The organism is Planktothrix sp. FACHB-1365, assembly GCF_014697575.1.
Classification (GTDB): Bacteria; Cyanobacteriota; Cyanobacteriia; order Cyanobacteriales; family Microcoleaceae; genus Planktothrix.
The window spans coordinates 52,574-71,255 of record NZ_JACJSC010000015.1; the positions used below are offsets into that span (position 1 = coordinate 52,574).

General features: G+C 37.8%; 18 protein-coding genes and 1 riboswitch. Of the genes, 13 read left to right on the top strand and 5 right to left on the bottom strand.

Going from position 1 to position 18,682, the window contains the following annotated elements; all coding sequences use genetic code 11:
• The first annotated feature begins 118 nt into the window (after positions 1 to 118).
• Entirely contained in the window at positions 119 to 2,527 is a 2,409-nt protein-coding gene (locus tag H6G57_RS16730) for a CBS domain-containing protein (RefSeq protein WP_190520496.1), read from the top strand.
• Positions 2,528 to 2,566: 39 nt separating this feature from the next.
• Here H6G57_RS16730 and H6G57_RS16735 read toward each other — a convergent pair whose 3' ends face one another.
• Positions 2,567 to 3,334 (bottom strand): class I SAM-dependent methyltransferase, encoded by a 768-nt coding sequence (locus H6G57_RS16735; protein WP_190520499.1) that lies wholly within the window; start codon positions 3,332 to 3,334, stop codon positions 2,567 to 2,569.
• Between the two features lie 53 nt (positions 3,335 to 3,387).
• Positions 3,388 to 3,927, bottom strand: a complete 540-nt coding sequence (ftnA, locus tag H6G57_RS16740) for a non-heme ferritin (RefSeq protein ID WP_190520501.1) — start codon at positions 3,925 to 3,927, stop codon at positions 3,388 to 3,390.
• 407 nt (positions 3,928 to 4,334) lie between these two features.
• Here ftnA and H6G57_RS16745 point away from each other — a divergent pair, with 407 nt between their 5' ends.
• The 4 genes from H6G57_RS16745 to H6G57_RS16760 all read left to right on the top strand — a co-directional run bounded on the left by H6G57_RS16745 (position 4,335) and on the right by H6G57_RS16760 (position 8,159).
• The gene (locus H6G57_RS16745; RefSeq protein ID WP_190520503.1) at positions 4,335 to 4,736 is read left to right on the top strand and encodes a 6-carboxytetrahydropterin synthase; all 402 of its coding nucleotides are present in this window, start codon (positions 4,335 to 4,337) and stop codon (positions 4,734 to 4,736) included.
• A 78-nt stretch (positions 4,737 to 4,814) separates the two neighbouring features.
• On the top strand, positions 4,815 to 5,543 hold the full coding sequence (locus H6G57_RS16750; protein ID WP_190520506.1) for an HAD family hydrolase: 729 nt from the start codon (positions 4,815 to 4,817) through the stop codon (positions 5,541 to 5,543).
• 84 nt (positions 5,544 to 5,627) lie between these two features.
• A complete protein-coding gene (locus tag H6G57_RS16755; RefSeq protein ID WP_190520508.1) occupies positions 5,628 to 6,635 on the top strand; it encodes an LD-carboxypeptidase in 1,008 nt (335 codons plus the stop codon).
• A gap of 483 nt (positions 6,636 to 7,118) precedes the next feature.
• Entirely contained in the window at positions 7,119 to 8,159 is a 1,041-nt protein-coding gene (locus tag H6G57_RS16760; protein ID WP_190520510.1) for a hypothetical protein, read from the top strand.
• A gap of 61 nt (positions 8,160 to 8,220) precedes the next feature.
• Here the strand turns inward: H6G57_RS16760 and H6G57_RS16765 are convergent, their stop codons facing one another.
• Positions 8,221 to 9,609 (bottom strand): hypothetical protein, encoded by a 1,389-nt coding sequence (locus H6G57_RS16765; RefSeq protein ID WP_190520512.1) that lies wholly within the window; start codon positions 9,607 to 9,609, stop codon positions 8,221 to 8,223.
• 89 nt (positions 9,610 to 9,698) lie between these two features.
• A complete protein-coding gene (pheA, locus tag H6G57_RS16770; RefSeq protein ID WP_190520514.1) occupies positions 9,699 to 10,541 on the bottom strand; it encodes a prephenate dehydratase in 843 nt (280 codons plus the stop codon).
• Between the two features lie 327 nt (positions 10,542 to 10,868).
• On the opposite strand from pheA, the gene H6G57_RS16775 reads away from it, so the two are divergent.
• From H6G57_RS16775 to H6G57_RS16785, 3 genes are all read left to right on the top strand, one after another.
• Entirely contained in the window at positions 10,869 to 11,453 is a 585-nt protein-coding gene (locus H6G57_RS16775) for a DUF1997 domain-containing protein (RefSeq protein ID WP_190520517.1), read from the top strand.
• 176 nt (positions 11,454 to 11,629) lie between these two features.
• Positions 11,630 to 11,842, top strand: coding sequence for a hypothetical protein (locus tag H6G57_RS16780; RefSeq protein ID WP_072719334.1), 213 nt, complete (start codon positions 11,630 to 11,632; stop codon positions 11,840 to 11,842).
• A gap of 446 nt (positions 11,843 to 12,288) precedes the next feature.
• A complete protein-coding gene (locus H6G57_RS16785; protein WP_190520518.1) occupies positions 12,289 to 12,723 on the top strand; it encodes a hypothetical protein in 435 nt (144 codons plus the stop codon).
• A gap of 18 nt (positions 12,724 to 12,741) precedes the next feature.
• On the opposite strand, the gene H6G57_RS16790 is transcribed toward H6G57_RS16785, so the two are convergent.
• Entirely contained in the window at positions 12,742 to 13,545 is an 804-nt protein-coding gene (locus H6G57_RS16790; RefSeq protein WP_190520520.1) for a DUF928 domain-containing protein, read from the bottom strand.
• Positions 13,546 to 13,720: 175 nt separating this feature from the next.
• Between H6G57_RS16790 and H6G57_RS16795 the strand changes: the two genes are divergently transcribed.
• The 5 genes from H6G57_RS16795 to cynS all read left to right on the top strand — a co-directional run bounded on the left by H6G57_RS16795 (position 13,721) and on the right by cynS (position 18,429).
• Positions 13,721 to 15,583: an EAL domain-containing protein gene (locus H6G57_RS16795; RefSeq protein WP_190520522.1), complete on the top strand. Its 1,863-nt coding sequence runs from the start codon at positions 13,721 to 13,723 to the stop codon at positions 15,581 to 15,583.
• 80 nt (positions 15,584 to 15,663) lie between these two features.
• Positions 15,664 to 16,188: a DUF937 domain-containing protein gene (locus H6G57_RS16800; protein ID WP_190520524.1), complete on the top strand. Its 525-nt coding sequence runs from the start codon at positions 15,664 to 15,666 to the stop codon at positions 16,186 to 16,188.
• Between the two features lie 54 nt (positions 16,189 to 16,242).
• On the top strand, positions 16,243 to 16,536 hold the full coding sequence (locus tag H6G57_RS16805; RefSeq protein WP_190520526.1) for a TIGR03792 family protein: 294 nt from the start codon (positions 16,243 to 16,245) through the stop codon (positions 16,534 to 16,536).
• A gap of 439 nt (positions 16,537 to 16,975) precedes the next feature.
• Positions 16,976 to 17,878 carry a hypothetical protein gene (locus tag H6G57_RS16810; protein WP_190520528.1) on the top strand — a complete coding sequence of 301 codons (903 nt, stop codon included), beginning with the start codon at positions 16,976 to 16,978 and terminating at the stop codon, positions 17,876 to 17,878.
• 107 nt (positions 17,879 to 17,985) lie between these two features.
• On the top strand, positions 17,986 to 18,429 hold the full coding sequence (gene cynS, locus H6G57_RS16815; protein WP_190520530.1) for a cyanase: 444 nt from the start codon (positions 17,986 to 17,988) through the stop codon (positions 18,427 to 18,429).
• 77 nt (positions 18,430 to 18,506) lie between these two features.
• Positions 18,507 to 18,650, top strand: a riboswitch (cobalamin riboswitch).
• Positions 18,651 to 18,682: the final 32 nt, after the last annotated feature.

Genomic DNA, 18,682 nt, shown 5'->3' on the forward strand with positions numbered 1-18,682 from the left:
GAAATTACATTAAACTCATCAGCGATCAGTCTCCGATCAACGCTCAGTGAGTTTGTGTTGACATTCCAAGATTAAAAACCTTGTGCCTTTTACCACGAACTTTTTTTAGAGCATCACTATGGAATTTTATCAGTCTGTGCGGTATTCATCAGCTTTAGAACAAGCCATTGATCGAAATCCATTTATCGTTACCCCCGAAACTTCTTTAGCCGATGTGATCAAGGTATTGGGGCTCTCTCAAAATCATTGTCTGTTAAACCCTAGCCATTCTTCAGTAGAAGATTCTAGGGCAAATTGTGTGTTCGTGATTCATCAAGATCCAGAAGAATTTGTTCATGTTCTTCTCGATGAACACCCTCAACCTTCCTCTCTTTTAGGCATTGTAACGGAACGAGATATTGTTCAGTTAATTGCGGCGGGAATTTTAGATAATTTAAAGGAAGCACCGCTTCATAAAATTCGGGTCGCTGAAATTATGTCTCCGGTTACGGTTAGTTTAACTGAATCCGATGATCAAGATATTTTTACCGCTTTATCCTTATTTCGACAACATCAAATTCTCCATTTACCCGTTTTAGATAGTCGAGGGCAGTTAGTGGGAGTGATTTCCCCAGAACGAATTCGTCGGGTTTTACAACCGTCTAATATTTTAAGATTGCGACGAGTTGGAGATGAAATGTTAACCCAAGTTGTGACGGCTCCGGTAACAACATCCGTATTAAGTTTAGCTCAAATGATGGCGGCACATCAAGCCAGTTGTGTTGTGATTTTTCAAACGGGAACTCGAAAAAAATTAACCCCCGTTGGATTAGTTACAGAACAGGATATTGTGGAGGCACAATTTTTAGAATTAGATTTAACCTTAACACCCGCAACAACGGTAATGGGAACTTTATCCTTTTCTTTAAAACCCAATGATTCTTTATGGCTGGCCCATCAAGAAATGCAAAAGCAACAGGTACAACGGTTAGTCGTTTGTGGAGATGAAGGAGAATTATTAGGAATTATTACACAAGTTAGTTTATTAAGAATGCTTGACCCGACGGAAATGTATCGGGTGGTTAAACAATTGCAGCAATCCGTTAATCAACTGCAAACGGAAAAATTAGAACTGTTAAAAAGTCGCAATGCGGAACTGGAAAAACAAGTTCAAGAACGCACCTCTAAAATTCATGAACAGTTACAACGGGAACGACTGTTAGCCAAAATTTCCATGAGAATTCATCAATCCTTAAATTTAGATGAAATTCTCAATGCAACAGTGGCGGAAGTTCGACAATTTTTACAAGCTGATCGGGTGTTTATTTATCATATTGAATCCGACCAAACCGGAAAATTAGTGGCTGAATCCGTTGCTATTGGATGTAAATCCCTGGCTAATGATCAGCTTTTTAAAGAATCAGTTCAATGTTACTTAACGGTATTTGAACAGGATAATATTTATGCGGTTTCTGATATTCAAAAATCTTCCTTAAGTCCTGAAGAAATTAATCAATTAAATCAACAGGAAGTGACGGCTTATCTCGTGGTTCCCATTTTGCAAGATGGGCAATTGTGGGGAATTATTACCGCCCATCAGTGTTCAGGTTCTCGCCATTGGCAACCTTCAGAAACCCTATTATTACAACAGCTTGCCACTCAATTAGCGATCGCCATTCAACAAGCTCAATTATATCAACAAGTTCAAGCGTTAAATACTGATTTAGAACGTCAAGTTCAAGATCGAACGGCTGAACTCCAACAAAAAGTTCAAGAATTGCAACAGTTAAATATTCTCAAAGATGATTTTTTGAGTACCGTTTCCCATGAACTGCGGACTCCTTTAGCGAATATGAAAATGGCAATTCATATGTTAAAAATTGCCCCCAATTCTGAGCGCGGTCAAAAGTATTTAGAGATCCTAGAATCCGAATGTCTGCGAGAAACCAATTTAATTAATGATTTATTGGATTTACAACGGTTGGAATCCTCCTCTACCCCCATTGCTCTCGAAAGTTTAGATTTATTGGAATGGTTGCCCAATATTATAAATCCTTTTTATTCCCGTACTCAGGAACGCCAGCAGGTGCTAACTGTATCCTATTATCCCCATTTACAACCCATTAGAACAAACGCCAATAGTTTAGAGCGGATTTTGGCAGAACTGTTAAATAATGCCTGTAAATATAGTCCAAATGGGGGAGAAATTTTTCTAGGAATTCATTATCGTTCTTTATCAAATTGGTTGGAATTAATATCAACCCCTAAAACCAAACGCAAAGGTAAAAAACAAGAGAATTCTCTCCTTTCTCCCTCAATTTCCGACTCCTTACAAATTGTCATTCGTAACCCAGCAGAAATTCCGGCTAAAGAACTCCCCCGGATTTTTGAGAAATTTTATCGGGTTCCCAATGCAGACCCCTGGAAGCAAGGAGGAACCGGGCTAGGATTAGCATTAGTCCAAAAATTAGTTGAACAATTAGGCGGAACAATTCAAGTTGAAAGTGACCCAAATTTAACAACTTTTACCATTGAGTTTCCCTATTAAGTTCAGTTTTGATTGACGGAGTTGGGACAAGTTACACAATCATTTTTCAGCAATAACAAGCATCTCAAAATCGACCGTTGTTAATTTGTCATTTCTGGAAAATGCTCCCAACTTAGCCCCATAAATATCTATGCTGCTGTAACCGAGAGATTTAAGTAGCCAGGTAATTTCGCTCGGCACATAACACCTTTCATTACAGACAAGAGATTTCTTGTTTCCCAGGTCATCTTCAAATTCGGTTATGTTATGCTCCCGAAATGTCATCAAGTCAAAACTATTGCTTTTGCAGGTAGCATTTCCGGCTTCTGTTGTTGATTCATAGAATTGCTCAACCGAATGATATAAGGGGAACAGTCCATTTAAAGTTGTGAATATAAGTTTAGCATTCGTCTTTAACGAGCGGGTGACATTTTTTAGGATTTCAAAGTTCATTTCATCAGTTTCCATGAGGGCAAATCCTCCCTCGCAAAGCATGATCGCGGCATCAAATTCATGATTGAATGGCAAATTTCTAGCATCCTGCTGCTGAAAATCAATGATCAAATTTTCAATTTTTGCTTTATCCCTTGCCCTTTTAAGCTGAGATTCGGATAAATCAATTCCCGTAACAGAATATCCCCGCTTTGTCAGTTCAATTGTATGTCTTCCTGTACCGCAGCCCACATCTAATATTTTTAAGGATTTATTAAATCCTAATTCTTTTTCTATGAAATCACATTCACCCATTGTCCCTTGGGTAAAATTCTCAGAATCATATTTTTGTCCGTAATTCTCGAACAGGGATTCGTACCATTGTTTTTGAGTCATATTATTTAATCCCATCATTAATCTCGAAATACTAAATACCCAACTTTTTATTGTCAAACAGTAGCAAAGGTTGTGGCATTAGTGTTGTTTTTTGCTGCCCTCGTTGCCGCAATGGTGCTAATTTCACGATCAATGAAAAATAACCCTTGACCTTCTACACCAATCAACTTAATCTTGTCAAGAATACTCTTAAACAAAAATTCTTCTTCATGCTGTTCGGCTACATACCATTGTAAAAATTGCAGGGTTGAATAATCGGGTTCTGTATTGGCTAAATGCACTAGATTATTAATCTTACCCGTGATAAATTGTTCGTGAGAATAGATTTTTTCAAACATCTCTTTCAGAGAATTATATTCGGTGGGAGGTGCTTCCATACCCTGCAAAATAACTAATGCACCTGTTTCCTGTAGGTAGCTAATTAAACGGCGCTGATGCAACATTTCTTCATCGGCGTGTTGGCTGAGAAATGTCGCACAACCATCTAAGGCTTTATAAGCACACCAAGAACTCATTTGCAAATAAAGATGGGAGGAAAACATTTCCAGGTTAATTTGTTCATTCAACCGATCGATCATTGCTTGTGACAGCATGGCAATATCTCCTTAATTAATTATAAGTTTATCCACTGGTCTGTACTCATTCTAACAATGTCCAATTTTTGGATTCTTGAAGAAGGGAATAAATCAATTATCTTTTAATTTATTGACTATCTTTATCAAGAAGCTAAAGCTAGTTTATAGTCTTTTGCCAGAAAATAATATTAAGTTTTGTTAACACAAGCCTCTTTGCTACTCCCAGATACCCTACACCCCAAGGGGGGTCACAGCGATCTGCCTCCAGGCTTCAATCCCCAGTCAGGTCTGATGCTGAGGGACAATAATTATAAAGATTTGCAATAAGATTGTATAAACTTAGTTGATCTTGAGTCGTGAATAGATATAGAACGTTGAAGGTGGCGTCAAAATAAGATCAGATATCAAGTTGAGGCTCTGTACCTATGCCGAAATGGAAATTAACCACAGAATTTACCTTTGATAGCGCCCATTATATTAAAGATTATGATGGGCCTTGTGGACGAATGCACGGTCATACCTATCGCGTGCAAGTGGAAGCAACATCTGACAAATTACATCCCTCAGAACGTTGTCCTCATCCCGTGATGGTTGCTGATTTTAAAAGTTTACGATGGGCAAAACAAGATGTTACAAAAGGAGGCTTAGATCATGGGGTATTAAATGAAATTTTTCCCCCGGAATATGAAACAACTGCCGAAATGATTGCCAAATACATTTATGATTTTACCAAAAAAAGAATCAATGAAGGCATCAAGTTAAAAGTTAGGGTTTCAGAAACCCCTAATTCTTGGGTCGAGTATGAAGATGATGAATCAGAGATTTAGGCGTTAATTTAACGGATGAGTGGTAGAATTAATTTAATCTAAATCTACCCCTTCCTCAACAATTTTTTTCAGATCAGCATGAACTATTTAGCTTTAGCAACGGATTTTGATGGAACCTTAGCGACAGATGGAATGGTGGAGGAATCTACTTTAAAAGCTTTAGAACGGTGGCAACAGTCAGGGCGGCAGTTAATTCTGATTACGGGCAGACAACTGGATAATTTAATTGCTCATATTCCGGTTATTAATGTGTTTGATTGGGTGATTGCAGAAAATGGAGCCGTATTATATCAACCCACTACCCAGGTCGAAAAATTATTAGCAGAGCGCCCCTCTGAAGCCTTTATAACCTTATTACGCGATCGCATTGATCAAAAACAACAATCTTTAAAAAATCAGGCGATTCCAGAGGAATTTTCTAAGATTGCTCAAGCTCAAACTTTAGAGGTTTTGGGAGTGGGTCGAGTGATTATTGCTACTTGGGAACCCTATTTAGACATTACCCAGAAAACGATTCAAGAGTTAGGCGTTAATGTTCAAATTATTTGCAATAAAGGTGCAGTTATGGTATTACCCGAAGGCATTAATAAAGCCTTTGGATTAAACGCTCTTTCCCAATTAATCAACCTGCCTCTACAACAAATTGTTGGTGTTGGGGATGCAGAAAACGATTGTGATTTTTTAGAACAATGTGGTTATTCCGTCGCCGTTGCCAACGCCTTACCCAAAGTCAAAGAAAAAGTTAATTGGGTCACACAAAATAGTCGAGGAGCAGGAGTTATAGAATTAATAAATCACCTTCTATAGCTAGTAAAACCTTAACGGGAAACACACAGAAAAACAGTTCAATATCTTACTGATAACTGATAACTGATAACTGATAACTGATTCATGAATCGTCGTAAATTTTTAGCGGGATTAACCTTAACGGGAATTGCGACTCAGTTGCCCGTTTTAGCTCAGTCTGTATCTGTTCCTCGGTTACTCAAACCGTCCCGTTTAAACCCAGGAGATACAGTGGGGTTAGTAACTCCAGCCAGCCCCATTTTAAAAGAACATTTAAAATGGATTCAACTGCAATTAGGACAACAGGAATTAACCGTTAAAGTTGCCCCTCATGTGCTGAGTGAATACGGCTATTTGGCGGGAACCGATCAACAACGGGCGGCTGATATTAATCAAATGTTTGCTGACCCAATGGTTAAGGGAATTATTGCCACAGGAGGGGGTTGGGGAAGTAGTCGAATTTTATCGTTATTAGATTATGATTTAATTCGCCAATATCCTAAAATTTTTCTCGGTTATAGTGATATCACAGCCTTGCTATTAGGATTATATAGCCAAACGGGATTAGTTACCTTTCATGGATTATTAGGCACTTCATTATGGACTCCTTATTCAGTCAGTTGGTTACAAAAACTCTTATTTGATGCCCAAATTATTACCTTTCAAAATCCTGCCAATATTCGAGTTGAAACCCTTTATCCAGGTCAAGCCCAAGGACAGTTAATAGGAGGCAATTTATCTGTTTTATCAACTTTAGTCGGTTCAGACTATTTACCGAATTGGCAGGGCAAAATCTTATTTGTGGAAGATGTAGGTGAGGATATATACCGAATTGATCGAATGTTAACCCATTTAAAATTAGCTGGAATTTTAGATCAGATTTCAGGGTTTATTTTTAGCCAATGTACATCCTGCACTCCGGGGGAGGGAAATGAACCCTCTTTAACCTTATGGCAAGTCTTAACGGATTTAATTCAACCCTTAGAGATTCCCGCCTGGTATGGTTCGATGATGGGTCATATTCGAGATCAATTTACGGTTCCTTTAGGGGTAAAAGTAGAAATTGATACCGGAAAAGGAACGATTACAATGTTGGAAAATGCTGTGATTTAAGAATAATATTCCTGTTTTAATGTATTCAGTTTTACTGAAATTAGGAGAACACAGACAACCCAGGAAACTGAGTGTCTGCGTTACTGCCGATGATCACTGGAAATATATCACTCTGATATCGATTGTTCCCTCTTTTTTATTGTTTGTTCCCTCTTTTTTATTGATTGTTCCCTCTTTTGGAGGAAAACCTTTACAATTGCCATAAAAAAACTACATTTATATTAAATTTTGGTTAAAGTTTATTTATACTATTATTGATTTTTGTATCCCAAACTACAAGTATTGTAATAAAAAGTTGACACAGTTAAAAATTTCCAAAAAGTATAGAATATCTTTAGAAAAATTGGCTAAAATTATCAATTAATTCGACTAGACTTGAAGCAGACTGTAGAAGTTAAGTAACAAACGGTTTTCTGAATTCTACTTTTGCTTATGTATTTCTAAATCCTCCAATGAACCTGACTGCCTAGGACGCAAGCTTTTATGATGTTCTCCCAATCTCCAGAACAACTGAACCCTCTATCTAATTCCGTAGATAGAAATGAAATGACATTGACGGCTGTTCGATGGGCGCAGAAATATTATGCAAAAGCTGCTGCTCATAGCCATTGCAGTTCAACTCATCTTTTTTTAGACGATCAGGAAGTTGATGTTACTGAATTTGATGAGGATCGTTCTCGTATCGTGGCAGAGCTCATGAAAAACTTGAGCCTTTTAGGAACATTAGCATGGAATAAAGTTGGAGCCATTTTAGGGATTGACTGGAATCGCTATCCGGTCAATAAACTAGGATTAAAACAGGCGGCTACCCTGATTCAAGATGTATCTAAACTGTATCATCAAGCCTTAGAAGTTTTTGCTCAATATGAGTACCCCTTCCGCCTATCGGTATCCCTAGGGCGAGAGACGATCAAACTGCGTCGTAAATACTCTCAACCAGAACCCTTGATGTTAGTTTTACTCCAATTGCAGTTTCATTATATGGGGCGAATGTTGTTGGAGTGGATGTCAATGAAGGAAAGAACAGTTTTCTTTCTCTACTTTAAAACCTTGGAGGATTATTTATATTCTCCGTTAGGGGAAGTGAATGATCTAGCAGCCCAACATCAACCCGATTCTCCCGCTTTAATTGCGGTTCAACAGTTACTTTCCATCTTCACAACCGTTGCTCATCATACTTATCATAAAGTGTATGATTTGAATCTGGGGTATCGCAGTATTAGCGGGGATCTGAAAAATCATCTGCTTCAATACTCTGCTACGCGCGATATTGAGTTATTCCAGATTTATTTATGCTGGTGCACCCTACAGAATAGTTTACATCCAATTCAACAAGAATTATTTCCCATGTGTGTGATTTTATATCCTAGACTCCATATTAGTTGGAAGTTAATTCAGGATATGTTGAGTGAGCTATCCGAGGAATTAGAAAAACGCTTGCTTCCTCAAAATTTCGCCGTCTTTTCTCCCTATCTTCAGGTATTAGCAGAAATCTTTTCTGATCGAGTAGTGCAACCGATCTAATCCTAGAAACCGGGTTTCTCAGCGAGAGATAATAGCAAGAAACCCGGTTTCTGAGTAACTGTTAAGATTTCCCTGGCCCTAACTTATACCAATGTTGTACTGCTAACCAAATTCCTGATAATAATCCCGCTAGACTTAACGTTATTCCACTGTAGGGAACTAATAACCCTAATACAGGTAAGATTGCACCAGAAATTGTACAAATTATCGCAACTAAAGAGGCTTGACGGTTGTTTCCGAGTCCCCAAACTGCAAAAAGTAATAAGGGAGAAATCAACATCCACGCTAGTTTCGCATCAATGAAGCGACTGCTATAGGTTAAAGTTAATAAACAGGCAAAAAACAAGCCTGCAATGATCATAATATCTCGCAGGGTTAAGGGTAAAGAGAGATACAGTAAAATAATCCACCCTAAAAATATTCCGGGTGCGAGTAATAATAATCGGGGGATCACGCCTGTATTCCGAACTGGGGAAGTTGCTGTAAATACCCCTAATGGATTTTTAACAGAAATATTGCCTTCATAAATCCAAGAAAGTTGTCGATTTTCTCCTGCTTCTTTTGTAACAGTTGGGACTGCCCCTGCAAATTCAGCATTGGCAAACTGGGTTAAAACAGTTAACTGAAAATTCGATAATAATTGATCCCCCGGTTGATAAACCCAACGGGGAGCGCCTTGAGCTTGATAGCTAACTTTAAAGTTTGTAGTTTCTCCCGGTGCTAATTTAAACGGAAATCCATAATCTCCAGGGTTGACTTGAACTAAGGGTTTGCCATTTTGTTCAACTTGAAAATCCTGTAATAATAAATAACCATAGGGAGGCGGAACTTCAAAGAAAAATTCTGAGATGCCTTTAAGTTGATTTTTAACTTGATAGTCCCCGACAAAATCCACACTATAAATCCATTGTTTAGTATCGGGACTGGTGGTTTGATTGATTTTAACGTCGATTTTTGATCCCGCTAAGGTCATCCAACGAGATACAATCCGGGTACTTTTAACTTCAATGGTTTTACCCTCAACATATCGATAATCGGTGAAGGGTTCTTCAATTTCATAGCGAATGCGAGGTGCGGTTTGTTCTAAACGTTCTCCCGCAACGGTAGTGGCAATTTGAGTAATCCGTTGTTGTTCCCAATTATGATAGCGATTGGCTAAGGTAGAACAGAGAAAAAATCCACTGGTGAGCACTAAAACAATTAAAATTAAATGCGGTAAAGTTTGCATCCATTTCAGATATTGTTCTAATGCTGTTTTGACAATGGGAAGAGAAATCGAATCCCCTTGTTTTTTAACTGACCAATTAATTAGGGATAAAATTACCCCTATCGCTGTTAAAAAAATTGCCAAGTTAATCAGGGTTTTAATCACCATTGACCCCACTTCGATTAATTCATTCGGATGGGTCAAATCAGGAATAGTGGGAATACTACTAAAAAAAATATCCATAGAATCTTTAAAACTCAGTAGAGTGGGTAAAAAGTCGGAGTAATTCTCACCCATTCTACAAGACGGATTATCAATTTTCCGAATCAAAACTAATCCAGGTTTAATAGGGTATAACTTCCAAAAACTTTTAGGGTTTCGGTAAACGTTTTTAATTCCGCTAAGGCTGATTTTACCGAGGGTTCATGACTATCTGCTTCTAAATCCATGAAAAATAGATAATCTCCCAGCGATCGCTTGCTAGGACGAGATTCAATCCGACTTAAATTAATCCCTCTATCGGCAAAAATTGCCAAGGGTTTTGCTAATGCACCCGGAACATTTGCCGGAACACTAAAGCCTAAAGAAGTATATTTTCCTGCTCCTGAAGGTTGTAGACTGACAACCCAAAAACGGGTACAATTATCGGGATAATCGTTAATAGGATAAGCCAGAACAGGTAATTGATATAATTCTGCTGCTCGTAAAGACGAGATCACGGCGGTATGAGTTTCATCTCTGACGTGATCTAAAGCTTCCGTGGTTGAATTCTTGGCAATTAATGGCACATCTGGGAGATATTTTTCTAACCATCCCTGACACTGTGCTAAACCTTGGGGATGAGAATAAACCACTTGAATATCAGCAAAGTTTTGAGCTTGGGAAATCAAGGCATGGCTAATGGGAAGAATTAACGCTTGTTGAATTTGTAGGGAACCAATTTGCCACAGTGTATCCAGGGTCACAGTAACACTGCCTTCAATGGAATTTTCAACAGGAACTACCCCAATATTGGCATCTCCTTTGGCAACTGTCCATAAGGTTTGACTAATACTTGAACAGGGACATAGCATCGCGTCTTCCCCGGTTTTTTGGGTCAGAGATTTGGCATAAGCTAAGGCGGCGGCTTCAGCATAAGTTCCCGATGGGCCAAGATGGGCAATGGAAACGGTCATAATTTTACTTCCGTAGAGAATAAATAAATGGACAAGGATGGAATTAACCCCAAGATAGAAATTGTTTTGAGGATTCCCGCAGATCAGTTACATTTTGCTAGATTATGTTACAATTATTTACATTAATCTCATCAATGTTACCCTTATCATGAAAAGATTACGAATTATCGGGATTTCACGGATTGCATGAAGTTTACCGATTTCATGGCTTTCGTGAGTCATCAGCGACCCGGTTTGATCCTGACTTGCGATGGATGAAAATTGTTTGAAAATTTCTTAAATTTTATTAAGATAAGTTTCAAAATTTGTAGACTTTAATAATTTTTTATGTATACCCACTTTCAAGCTTCTCAAACTGTTGAAATGGCAGTACCCAAGCCCAATTTGATTCACCATTATCTACGTCAACCGAAACGTTTAGTTAAAGCGTTAGTTGATCCGACTCGGTTGGAATACTTGGGAGAGGAGATTTACCGCTTAAAAATGCGTCCTTTGCAGTTCATGATGTTTAGTTTACAACCAACCGTAGATTTAAAAGTCTGGATACACGATGGAATTCTTAACTTAAAATCCGTTGGCTGTGAAATTCGAGGAATTGAGTATATTAATCAACGGTTTTCCCTGAATTTAGTCGGGAAACTCTATCCGGTTGAATTACAAGGAATTACCCATTTAAAAGGCCAAGCGGATTTAGAAGTAAAAGTTGAACTTCCTCCCCCTTTATGGTTAACACCCCAACCTATTTTAGAAACAACCGGAAATGGATTATTAAAAAGCGTGCTGATGACGGTTAGGCACCGATTAGTTCATAATTTATTATCGGATTATTCCCATTGGTCTGAAGAACAATTAGGAGTTGGGGAACGCCAACCTCAGTCTAACAATGCGGTATCGAGTATGGAGTGGCTATAGCGTTAAGTTGTGAGAGATCACATCCCTCAATGATGTAGATCACGATTAACCTTTGTTCCTCATCACCCTATTGTTTCCGTAGAAATCAGTACAGTAAAGGTATCAGGATCACCCCAGGTTTTGTGGAAATCCCTGATACTAAATATTGTGATGGCTTTTACCAGGAGAATATTGCAATGACTTGTATTCGTGATGTTGTTCAAGAAGTGATGTCTACCGGCTATCTTAGCCTTCATACTGAAAACAAATTAAGACAAATGCTACAAACAACCCATTATGGTACGGATGATATTAATGCCTTTGCCAATTTGCAGTTAGCAGCCATGTCAGGGAAGGTTAAACAGGAGTCGCGGGAATTATATCAATTGGCGATTATGCAACAGTTTTAAACTTAAATTTGCTCATAGGAAGCACTGAAGAACTCATTTTTTAACTTTTATTATTTTCCTGGGATATTATTATCATTTTTTTATTAAGATTAATTAATTTTTCTATATTTTTAAACCTATAGGTGATTATTTTTGATCACATTTAGCAATAGTCAACAACCAAAACCTAGATAAACGAGAAAAAACGAATGGGAAACAGGGAACAGTCGGTTATGACCCTTGTTATAAGGTTTAGTCTTGTCAAACCCCTGATCTTCTGACCTTGCCAGTTGTGATCCATATCACTTTTGAGATGTTAATTCAGTCAAACGCCATCGTGCGTATTCTCACGGAGATGACGATAAGAGCATCACGGGGAAACCCTAGTGGTATCACTGACAGTTGGGGACAATACCGCGATTATTAACAATACAAATCAGGATAGTCCCTTAGAGAGAAACACAAGAATGATCGTGGTTGTCAAATCTAGTCAAACCTTTGTGAGCGCGACGGGTTCACTCAAACCCATTCCCTTATCCACTAAATTTGGTGAGATTGAGTTGGAACAACTTTGTAGAATTGCTCAACAAAATCAATGGAAAACCGAAGATCTCGAACATCGAATTGCTCAAGCTCGGTTGATGGTGGATGCGAATTGGGCGACTCCCAAGGATTATGCTCTTTTAGAGTTAGAGAAACGGGGGAAATTACATTTGGTGGATGGGGTAGAGTATTGGATGGTGGAATTAGATCAAAACCGTGCGGCTGGAGTTTACTTAAATCCAGATGCTTATACTCTCGATGTCATGATTGTCAATGTAGAATGGTTTGCACCCATTCATCGGGAGACGGTAACTACTCTTCAACGATTAATCGAGTTAACAGAGTCCCCTTATTCTTAAAATATTCAAAGTCAGGGTTTAATGATGTTGGGGTTGAGTTGACCTCGAATTAATTTCAACGTTAATCCAAGGAACTCCAATTAACCTTTCTAGTCCGTTTGCTTTTAAAAGATTGTTCCAAGTGGCTGTTAAAGTGGCATCATTAGGATTTTGATGACGCAATTCATCTAATAAAATCAGGGCATCATATTCTAATCCCAGGGATTGATATAGTTTAAAACGATCGTAAGCAGTCATCTGTTGTAGAAGTTTTGTTTCTATTTCTCGATTAGTGGAAAGCCGTTGGATTTTTCCTTTAATCATAGTGCTTCCACTAAAATCTCCTGTCGTGTCACAGGTGATTTGAAAAGACCAAGAATAAGGATTACCCGTTTCTACAAATAACTTAGCAAGGGATTTGGGTAAACTTATACGCAATAAACCAGATTGAGCTTCTAAACTCAATTTCCCTTCATAGATTATTGTTTTATTTTGATCTGTAATGATGAATTCTCCTAGGAGGGGGGATTGTTCAGGAACAGATAAAATTTGATCGGATTTCAAAGGGGGAATATAAAATAAAAAAGTGGGAGTATCTGCTAGGGTCGTTGGTGTCCCCTGTTTGGGTTTAATGACGATTAATGGAATATCAAAACAATATCCTCGCGTGATATTCGGGTCTGTGGCGGGTTTGTCGGTATCAGGTGGGGGTGTTACATCTTCACTGACTTGAATGGGAGAGGTTTGAGTTTGTGCAGATTGTTGGAATATAGAAAAGTTAAAACCTAGCCCTGTGGCTAAGGTCATACTGAGGAAAGCGCAATGGAATGGATAACGTGACATTTATGTTTTTCCTCGTCTATAAAATACGTTAATGTGACCTGTAATCTCCTAATTATTGCATCAGTGTAGCATTCAGATTGATTCTAGTTTTCTGCTGGCTCATTGGAATGACTCAGGAAATATTCAGGGAGACTCGGTTAAACTATAAACAACCTCTTGAGACATAATTTTTTATATGAAATTCTGGAAAAAATTACTGATTGATCCATGCTATCAAATTACTTTAATTTATGCAATAACGGGTGGTCTTTGGATTGCTTTTTCTGATCATCTATTAGCCCTATTAGCCCATTATCCCTATTCTATTACGGTTTTTCAAACGATTAAAGGCTGGTTTTTTATCCTAATTACCAGTCTCCTCCTCTATTATTTAATTCGTCGAGAAACTCAGCGTTTGCAACTTTCTGAAAAACGGTATCGAGATTTATTTTTGAGTCATCCTCAACCCATTGGGGTTTATGATCTAAAAACGTTAAAATTTTTGGCTGTTAATGAAGCTGCGATCGCTCATTATGGTTATTCAGAATCAGAATTTCTGAAGATGACGATTTTAGATCTGTGTTCTCCTGAAGAGTCTGAATCGTTTAAACTTTTGATCACATCAAATGCTAAAAAAAATCTGTCTAAACATCGCAAGAAAGATGGAATGTTAATTGATGTTGAAATTCTTTCTCATCAATTACAGTGGAATCATCAACCTGCTGAGGTAATTTTAGCTCAAGATGTCACGGCTCGTCTGCAAGCCGAACGCCAATTAAAACGGTATGCGTTTCAAGATTTTCTGACCGGTTTAGCCAACCGAAGTCAATTAGTTTATTGCTTAAATTATTGTTTAGAAAGTTCCGTTAAATCTCAAAATTTTGCTTTAATTTATATTAATTTATATCCGTTAAAAACCTTAAAATATAGCTGGGGGTATACTTTAGCTGAACAATTATTAATTGAAGTCAGCAACCGTTTAAAACGTTGTGTGAGTGAGCAAGATATTGTTGCTAGAGTAGATAGTGAAGATTTTGCGATTTTAATCCCGGATTTGATCACAGTTGAACGTTTAAATCATCAAATTGAGCAAATTAGAAATCAGTTTTTAATTCCATTTGATTTAAACGGAATCCATTTATCTTCAGCCATTAGTATTGGGGTGGTTTGTAGTGAATTTAATTTGCATAATGCTGAACAGTATTTACAAGCCGCAGATATTGCCCTGCACTATGCTAAAAAACAAGGAAAAAGTGCCACCCTATTCTATCATCCTCAAATGCTAGAAACTATTATCCAACGGGGAGCTTTAGAAACCGATCTACAACAGGCGATAACCCATGATCAATTGCTGTTAAATTATCAACCGATTATTCATTTAACGACGGGGAACCTGATGGGTTTTGAAGCATTAGTTCGTTGGCAACATCCCACTAAAGGCTGGATTTCTCCGGCTGAATTTATTCCTATTGCAGAAGAAACCGAGTTAATTATTCCCCTTGGACGGTGGGTTTTAGAACAAGCTTGTCAAGATTTATCCCGGTTACAACAACACTTTCCTGATTTGAGTATGAGTATTAATTTGTCAGAAGTGCAACTTCGTCATCCTGATTTATTAGAGGAAATTGATGCCATTATTAAAGCTCTAAAATTAGATTTCAAATATTTAAAATTAGAAATTACTGAAACCAGTTTAATGCAAAGTTCGGCAAATTGTATTACAATATTAACTCAATTAAAGCACCGAGGAATTAAAATTTTAATTGATGATTTTGGAACGGGATATTCTTCTTTAAGTTATTTACAAAATTTACCCATTGATACCCTAAAAATTGATAGGAGTTTTGTCAAAAATTTAGAATCTCCAGGGAAAGATTTGGAAATCACGAAAACGATTGTTAATTTAGCCAAATGCCTGAATTTAGATATTATTGCTGAAGGGATAGAAACCCCAGTTCAAAAAGAAATTTTACAATCCTTGGGTTGCGAAGCCGGACAAGGATATTGGTTTTCACCGCCCTTAAATTGGACAGGAATAACAAATTTTTTATCGATTTAATTCAAGCAGTTGATCAAAGATCAGTTAAAATAGAGTTAAACTTTAAGATAGTTTATTTGTATTAGGACTTTAGGAACACTATGGGACTATTCGATCAAATTGTAACGGCTCTCAATGACCCAAACCAAGCCGGAAATAGCACTCAGATGGGTAATATTCTCAATACGGCTCAACAGCTTGGGAACCAATTGGGTATTTCTCCTCAAACCAGTCAAATGGTGATGTCAATGGTGGGGAGTTCTGTTCGGTCTTCTTTACAAGAAAAACGAACCCAACTTGGAAGTGAGGCGACTCAAAATATCGTCAATGAATTTGGAGGAACAACACCGAGTACCCAGGCGGTTCAAATGTTATTTTCTCCCACTCAGCAAGAACAATTAATTCAAACTATTTCTCAACATACGGGTGTTAGTTCCCAAACCCTGCAATCTCTTTTACCAATAGTTGTTCCTTTAGTTTTAAACCTTCTAAAAACCGGAACAAATCAACAACAACCTCAAGGGGGTTCTAATCCAGTTTTGAATAGTTTTTTAGATGCGGATGGCGATGGAGATGTTGATGTTGCGGATGCGATGCGTTTAGCCGGACAATATTTTCAAAGTTAAAGGGAATAAGGAGAAGGAGAGGGAATACAAAATCACAAATCAGCACCAAAAATCATGGTTATTGAGTGGTTAAAATTTCAAGTTCCCCCTGAAAAATGGGAAGCCTTTATTCAACGGGATGAAGAAGTTTGGACAGCCGGACTTCAAGAGTGTCCTGGGTTTTTAGGAAAAGAAGTTTGGGTTAATCCTGAACAACAGGAAATTGTTTTAGTGATTCGTTGGGAGTCTCAGACCCAATGGGATGCTGTTCCCGAATCTAAAATCCAACAACTCGACGAAGCAATGGGAGAATTAAAAATGCCTATTGTAGAAAGTCGAGCTTATCAAATGTCGAAATTGATGCCCTAAAAATCCGTTAAATTATTGATGACAATTTGTGAATTAAAGCTAAAATAAAATTAACACTCAGAAACCCAACTCCAATCACTAAAATCACAAAAGTTGTAAGACTCAATATTGAGCGCAACCTATCGGATTTTAAGGGTTCATTAGGTTTCATGGTCATTCTTCTCCTAGGAATTATCGTTTTTTGAGTCTTTTGTTACCCTTTAACAAACCCCATTTTCTAGGGATGAGGATTGAGAACAACGGTTAAAGGTGTTAAAATCCAGACCAGTCAAGACCATCAGCGCAGAAGTTAAGCTGATTCTGTCCGACCCCAACATCTTAACAGTTAAGCACTCAGGAAGCGAGTATCACTTAGTAAATTTTGCGTGCGTTGATCGATTAATTTCTGTATTCTGGAGTTAGCCACTCTGTCCTACTCTAGCCAGTAAAATAGATTATTATGTTTCCTCCAGCCTCTTCCGCCCATCCTTCTCGACCCCATGCTATAACTCCTAGCACTATGCCAATGCCTAACTCTATCTTTCCTAGAACGGTTTTTTCAACGTTGAAACAACGGCATTGGTTAGAGTGGTTAGAGTATCTCTCCCTAGCAAGTTCCGCCATCGGTTCTGGGGTTGTTGCCCTTTCCGGTCAAGCCTTTTATGGCGTTGCCCCCTTAACCTTAGCAGTTTCATTAAATGTTGCCAACCGCTATCGTTTAGAACAACAAACCTATCAAAGTCAAATTGAAATTGTTCAGGTTCAAAATTCCGTTGAAAAGTTAGAAAAAAATACGGTTAAAGTGGTCATGGGGTTGAGACAACAACTCCTGAATGAAATTGAATCCCTCCAGCAAAAATTAGAAGAATATCCAAACACAGAAGCTTTAGAATCAGTTTATCGGGCTAAACAAGTTGTCGCTTTAGGACAGTCAGTAACATCCATGCAGGAACATATTGCTGGAGCTTTAGAAGAAGTTCGGGAGCAGTTTCGTCAAGAATTACAGACTTTTTCCTCAACAGAATTTGTCCATTTAGAATCGTTACAAGAAAATTTGAAACAATTACAGGATATTACCTACGAATTAAGAAATAATGCTGTAACTCAACAGGATTTTCAAGGACGATTTGTAGAAATTCAAGATGTCATTCATCAATTACAACAGGAAAAATCTGTACAAACTTCTTCCTCGGTCGATTTATCCCAAATTCAAACAAGATTGGATGCACTAACCCAAGAACATAAAGAGGTGATTAAACCCCATTTAAGACGTTTATTGTCCGTTGTTAAACAATTACAAACCACTCAGACTCGATCCTTACCCGTTCCTCCTAAACCCCTGCCCAAACATCCCCCCCAATAAGGATAACCTACCTTTTCTAAAAATTAAAAACTTTTGTTAATATTGACCTAAACTATTTTATAATCTGAAATGATTCTACACGCTATAAATTCTACGAGGAAGATGACATGGCTGTTTCAGAAATCACTGAAAAATTGTTAGCTGCAAAAAAACATAAAGGAGTCACCTTTTCCGATTTAGAACAAATCTTGGGACGAGATGAAGTTTGGATTGCTGCTGTTATCTATCGGCAAGCGAGTGCTTCTTATGAAGAAGCCAAAAAACTGATTGAAGCATTAGGTTTAAGTTCAGAATATATTGAAGCCTTGACCGATTATCCGCTAAAAGGATCACTGGATCCTGTGATTCCAACTGATCCCTTAATTTATCGTTTTTATGAAATTATGCAAGTCTATGGAATGCCCCTCAAAAGTGTTATTCATGAAAAATTTGGAGATGGTATTATGAGCGCTATTGATTTTACCTTAGATGTGGATAAAATTGAAGATCCAAATGGTGATCGGGTTAAAGTCACGATGAATGGAAAATTCTTACCGTATAAAAAATGGTAATTTTTTGAATGGATCTCTTAGATTTCTCCTAGTTAAATACTGGGAGAAATTTTTGACTAAAATGTAATCTTATGATACAGTCAAGGATCTGAGTCGGTTCTAGCGGGGAACAGTCGCTAGAAGTAAGGGGAAAGTTTGGCGCAAATCCAACACTGTCCCGCAACTGTGATGAGAGTCTTGATCTCTAAGTCAGAATACCCACCGAAATCAGATTATTCTTTCACACATCTGCGTGGTACAGATGATGTTTATT

Excerpts from the sequence above, each read along its gene's own strand:
- H6G57_RS16730 (WP_190520496.1), top strand. The coding sequence starts at position 119 with ATGGAATTTTATCAGTCTGTGCGGTATTCATCAGCTTTAGAACAAGCC.
- H6G57_RS16735 (WP_190520499.1), bottom strand. The coding sequence starts at position 3,334 with ATGACTCAAAAACAATGGTACGAATCCCTGTTCGAGAATTACGGACAA.
- ftnA (WP_190520501.1), bottom strand. The coding sequence starts at position 3,927 with ATGCTGTCACAAGCAATGATCGATCGGTTGAATGAACAAATTAACCTG.
- H6G57_RS16745 (WP_190520503.1), top strand. The coding sequence starts at position 4,335 with ATGCCGAAATGGAAATTAACCACAGAATTTACCTTTGATAGCGCCCAT.
- H6G57_RS16750 (WP_190520506.1), top strand. The coding sequence starts at position 4,815 with ATGAACTATTTAGCTTTAGCAACGGATTTTGATGGAACCTTAGCGACA.
- H6G57_RS16755 (WP_190520508.1), top strand. The coding sequence starts at position 5,628 with ATGAATCGTCGTAAATTTTTAGCGGGATTAACCTTAACGGGAATTGCG.
- H6G57_RS16760 (WP_190520510.1), top strand. The coding sequence starts at position 7,119 with ATGATGTTCTCCCAATCTCCAGAACAACTGAACCCTCTATCTAATTCC.
- H6G57_RS16765 (WP_190520512.1), bottom strand. The coding sequence starts at position 9,609 with ATGGATATTTTTTTTAGTAGTATTCCCACTATTCCTGATTTGACCCAT.
- pheA (WP_190520514.1), bottom strand. The coding sequence starts at position 10,541 with ATGACCGTTTCCATTGCCCATCTTGGCCCATCGGGAACTTATGCTGAA.
- H6G57_RS16775 (WP_190520517.1), top strand. The coding sequence starts at position 10,869 with ATGTATACCCACTTTCAAGCTTCTCAAACTGTTGAAATGGCAGTACCC.
- H6G57_RS16780 (WP_072719334.1), top strand. The coding sequence starts at position 11,630 with ATGACTTGTATTCGTGATGTTGTTCAAGAAGTGATGTCTACCGGCTAT.
- H6G57_RS16785 (WP_190520518.1), top strand. The coding sequence starts at position 12,289 with ATGATCGTGGTTGTCAAATCTAGTCAAACCTTTGTGAGCGCGACGGGT.
- H6G57_RS16790 (WP_190520520.1), bottom strand. The coding sequence starts at position 13,545 with ATGTCACGTTATCCATTCCATTGCGCTTTCCTCAGTATGACCTTAGCC.
- H6G57_RS16795 (WP_190520522.1), top strand. The coding sequence starts at position 13,721 with ATGAAATTCTGGAAAAAATTACTGATTGATCCATGCTATCAAATTACT.
- H6G57_RS16800 (WP_190520524.1), top strand. The coding sequence starts at position 15,664 with ATGGGACTATTCGATCAAATTGTAACGGCTCTCAATGACCCAAACCAA.
- H6G57_RS16805 (WP_190520526.1), top strand. The coding sequence starts at position 16,243 with ATGGTTATTGAGTGGTTAAAATTTCAAGTTCCCCCTGAAAAATGGGAA.
- H6G57_RS16810 (WP_190520528.1), top strand. The coding sequence starts at position 16,976 with ATGTTTCCTCCAGCCTCTTCCGCCCATCCTTCTCGACCCCATGCTATA.
- cynS (WP_190520530.1), top strand. The coding sequence starts at position 17,986 with ATGGCTGTTTCAGAAATCACTGAAAAATTGTTAGCTGCAAAAAAACAT.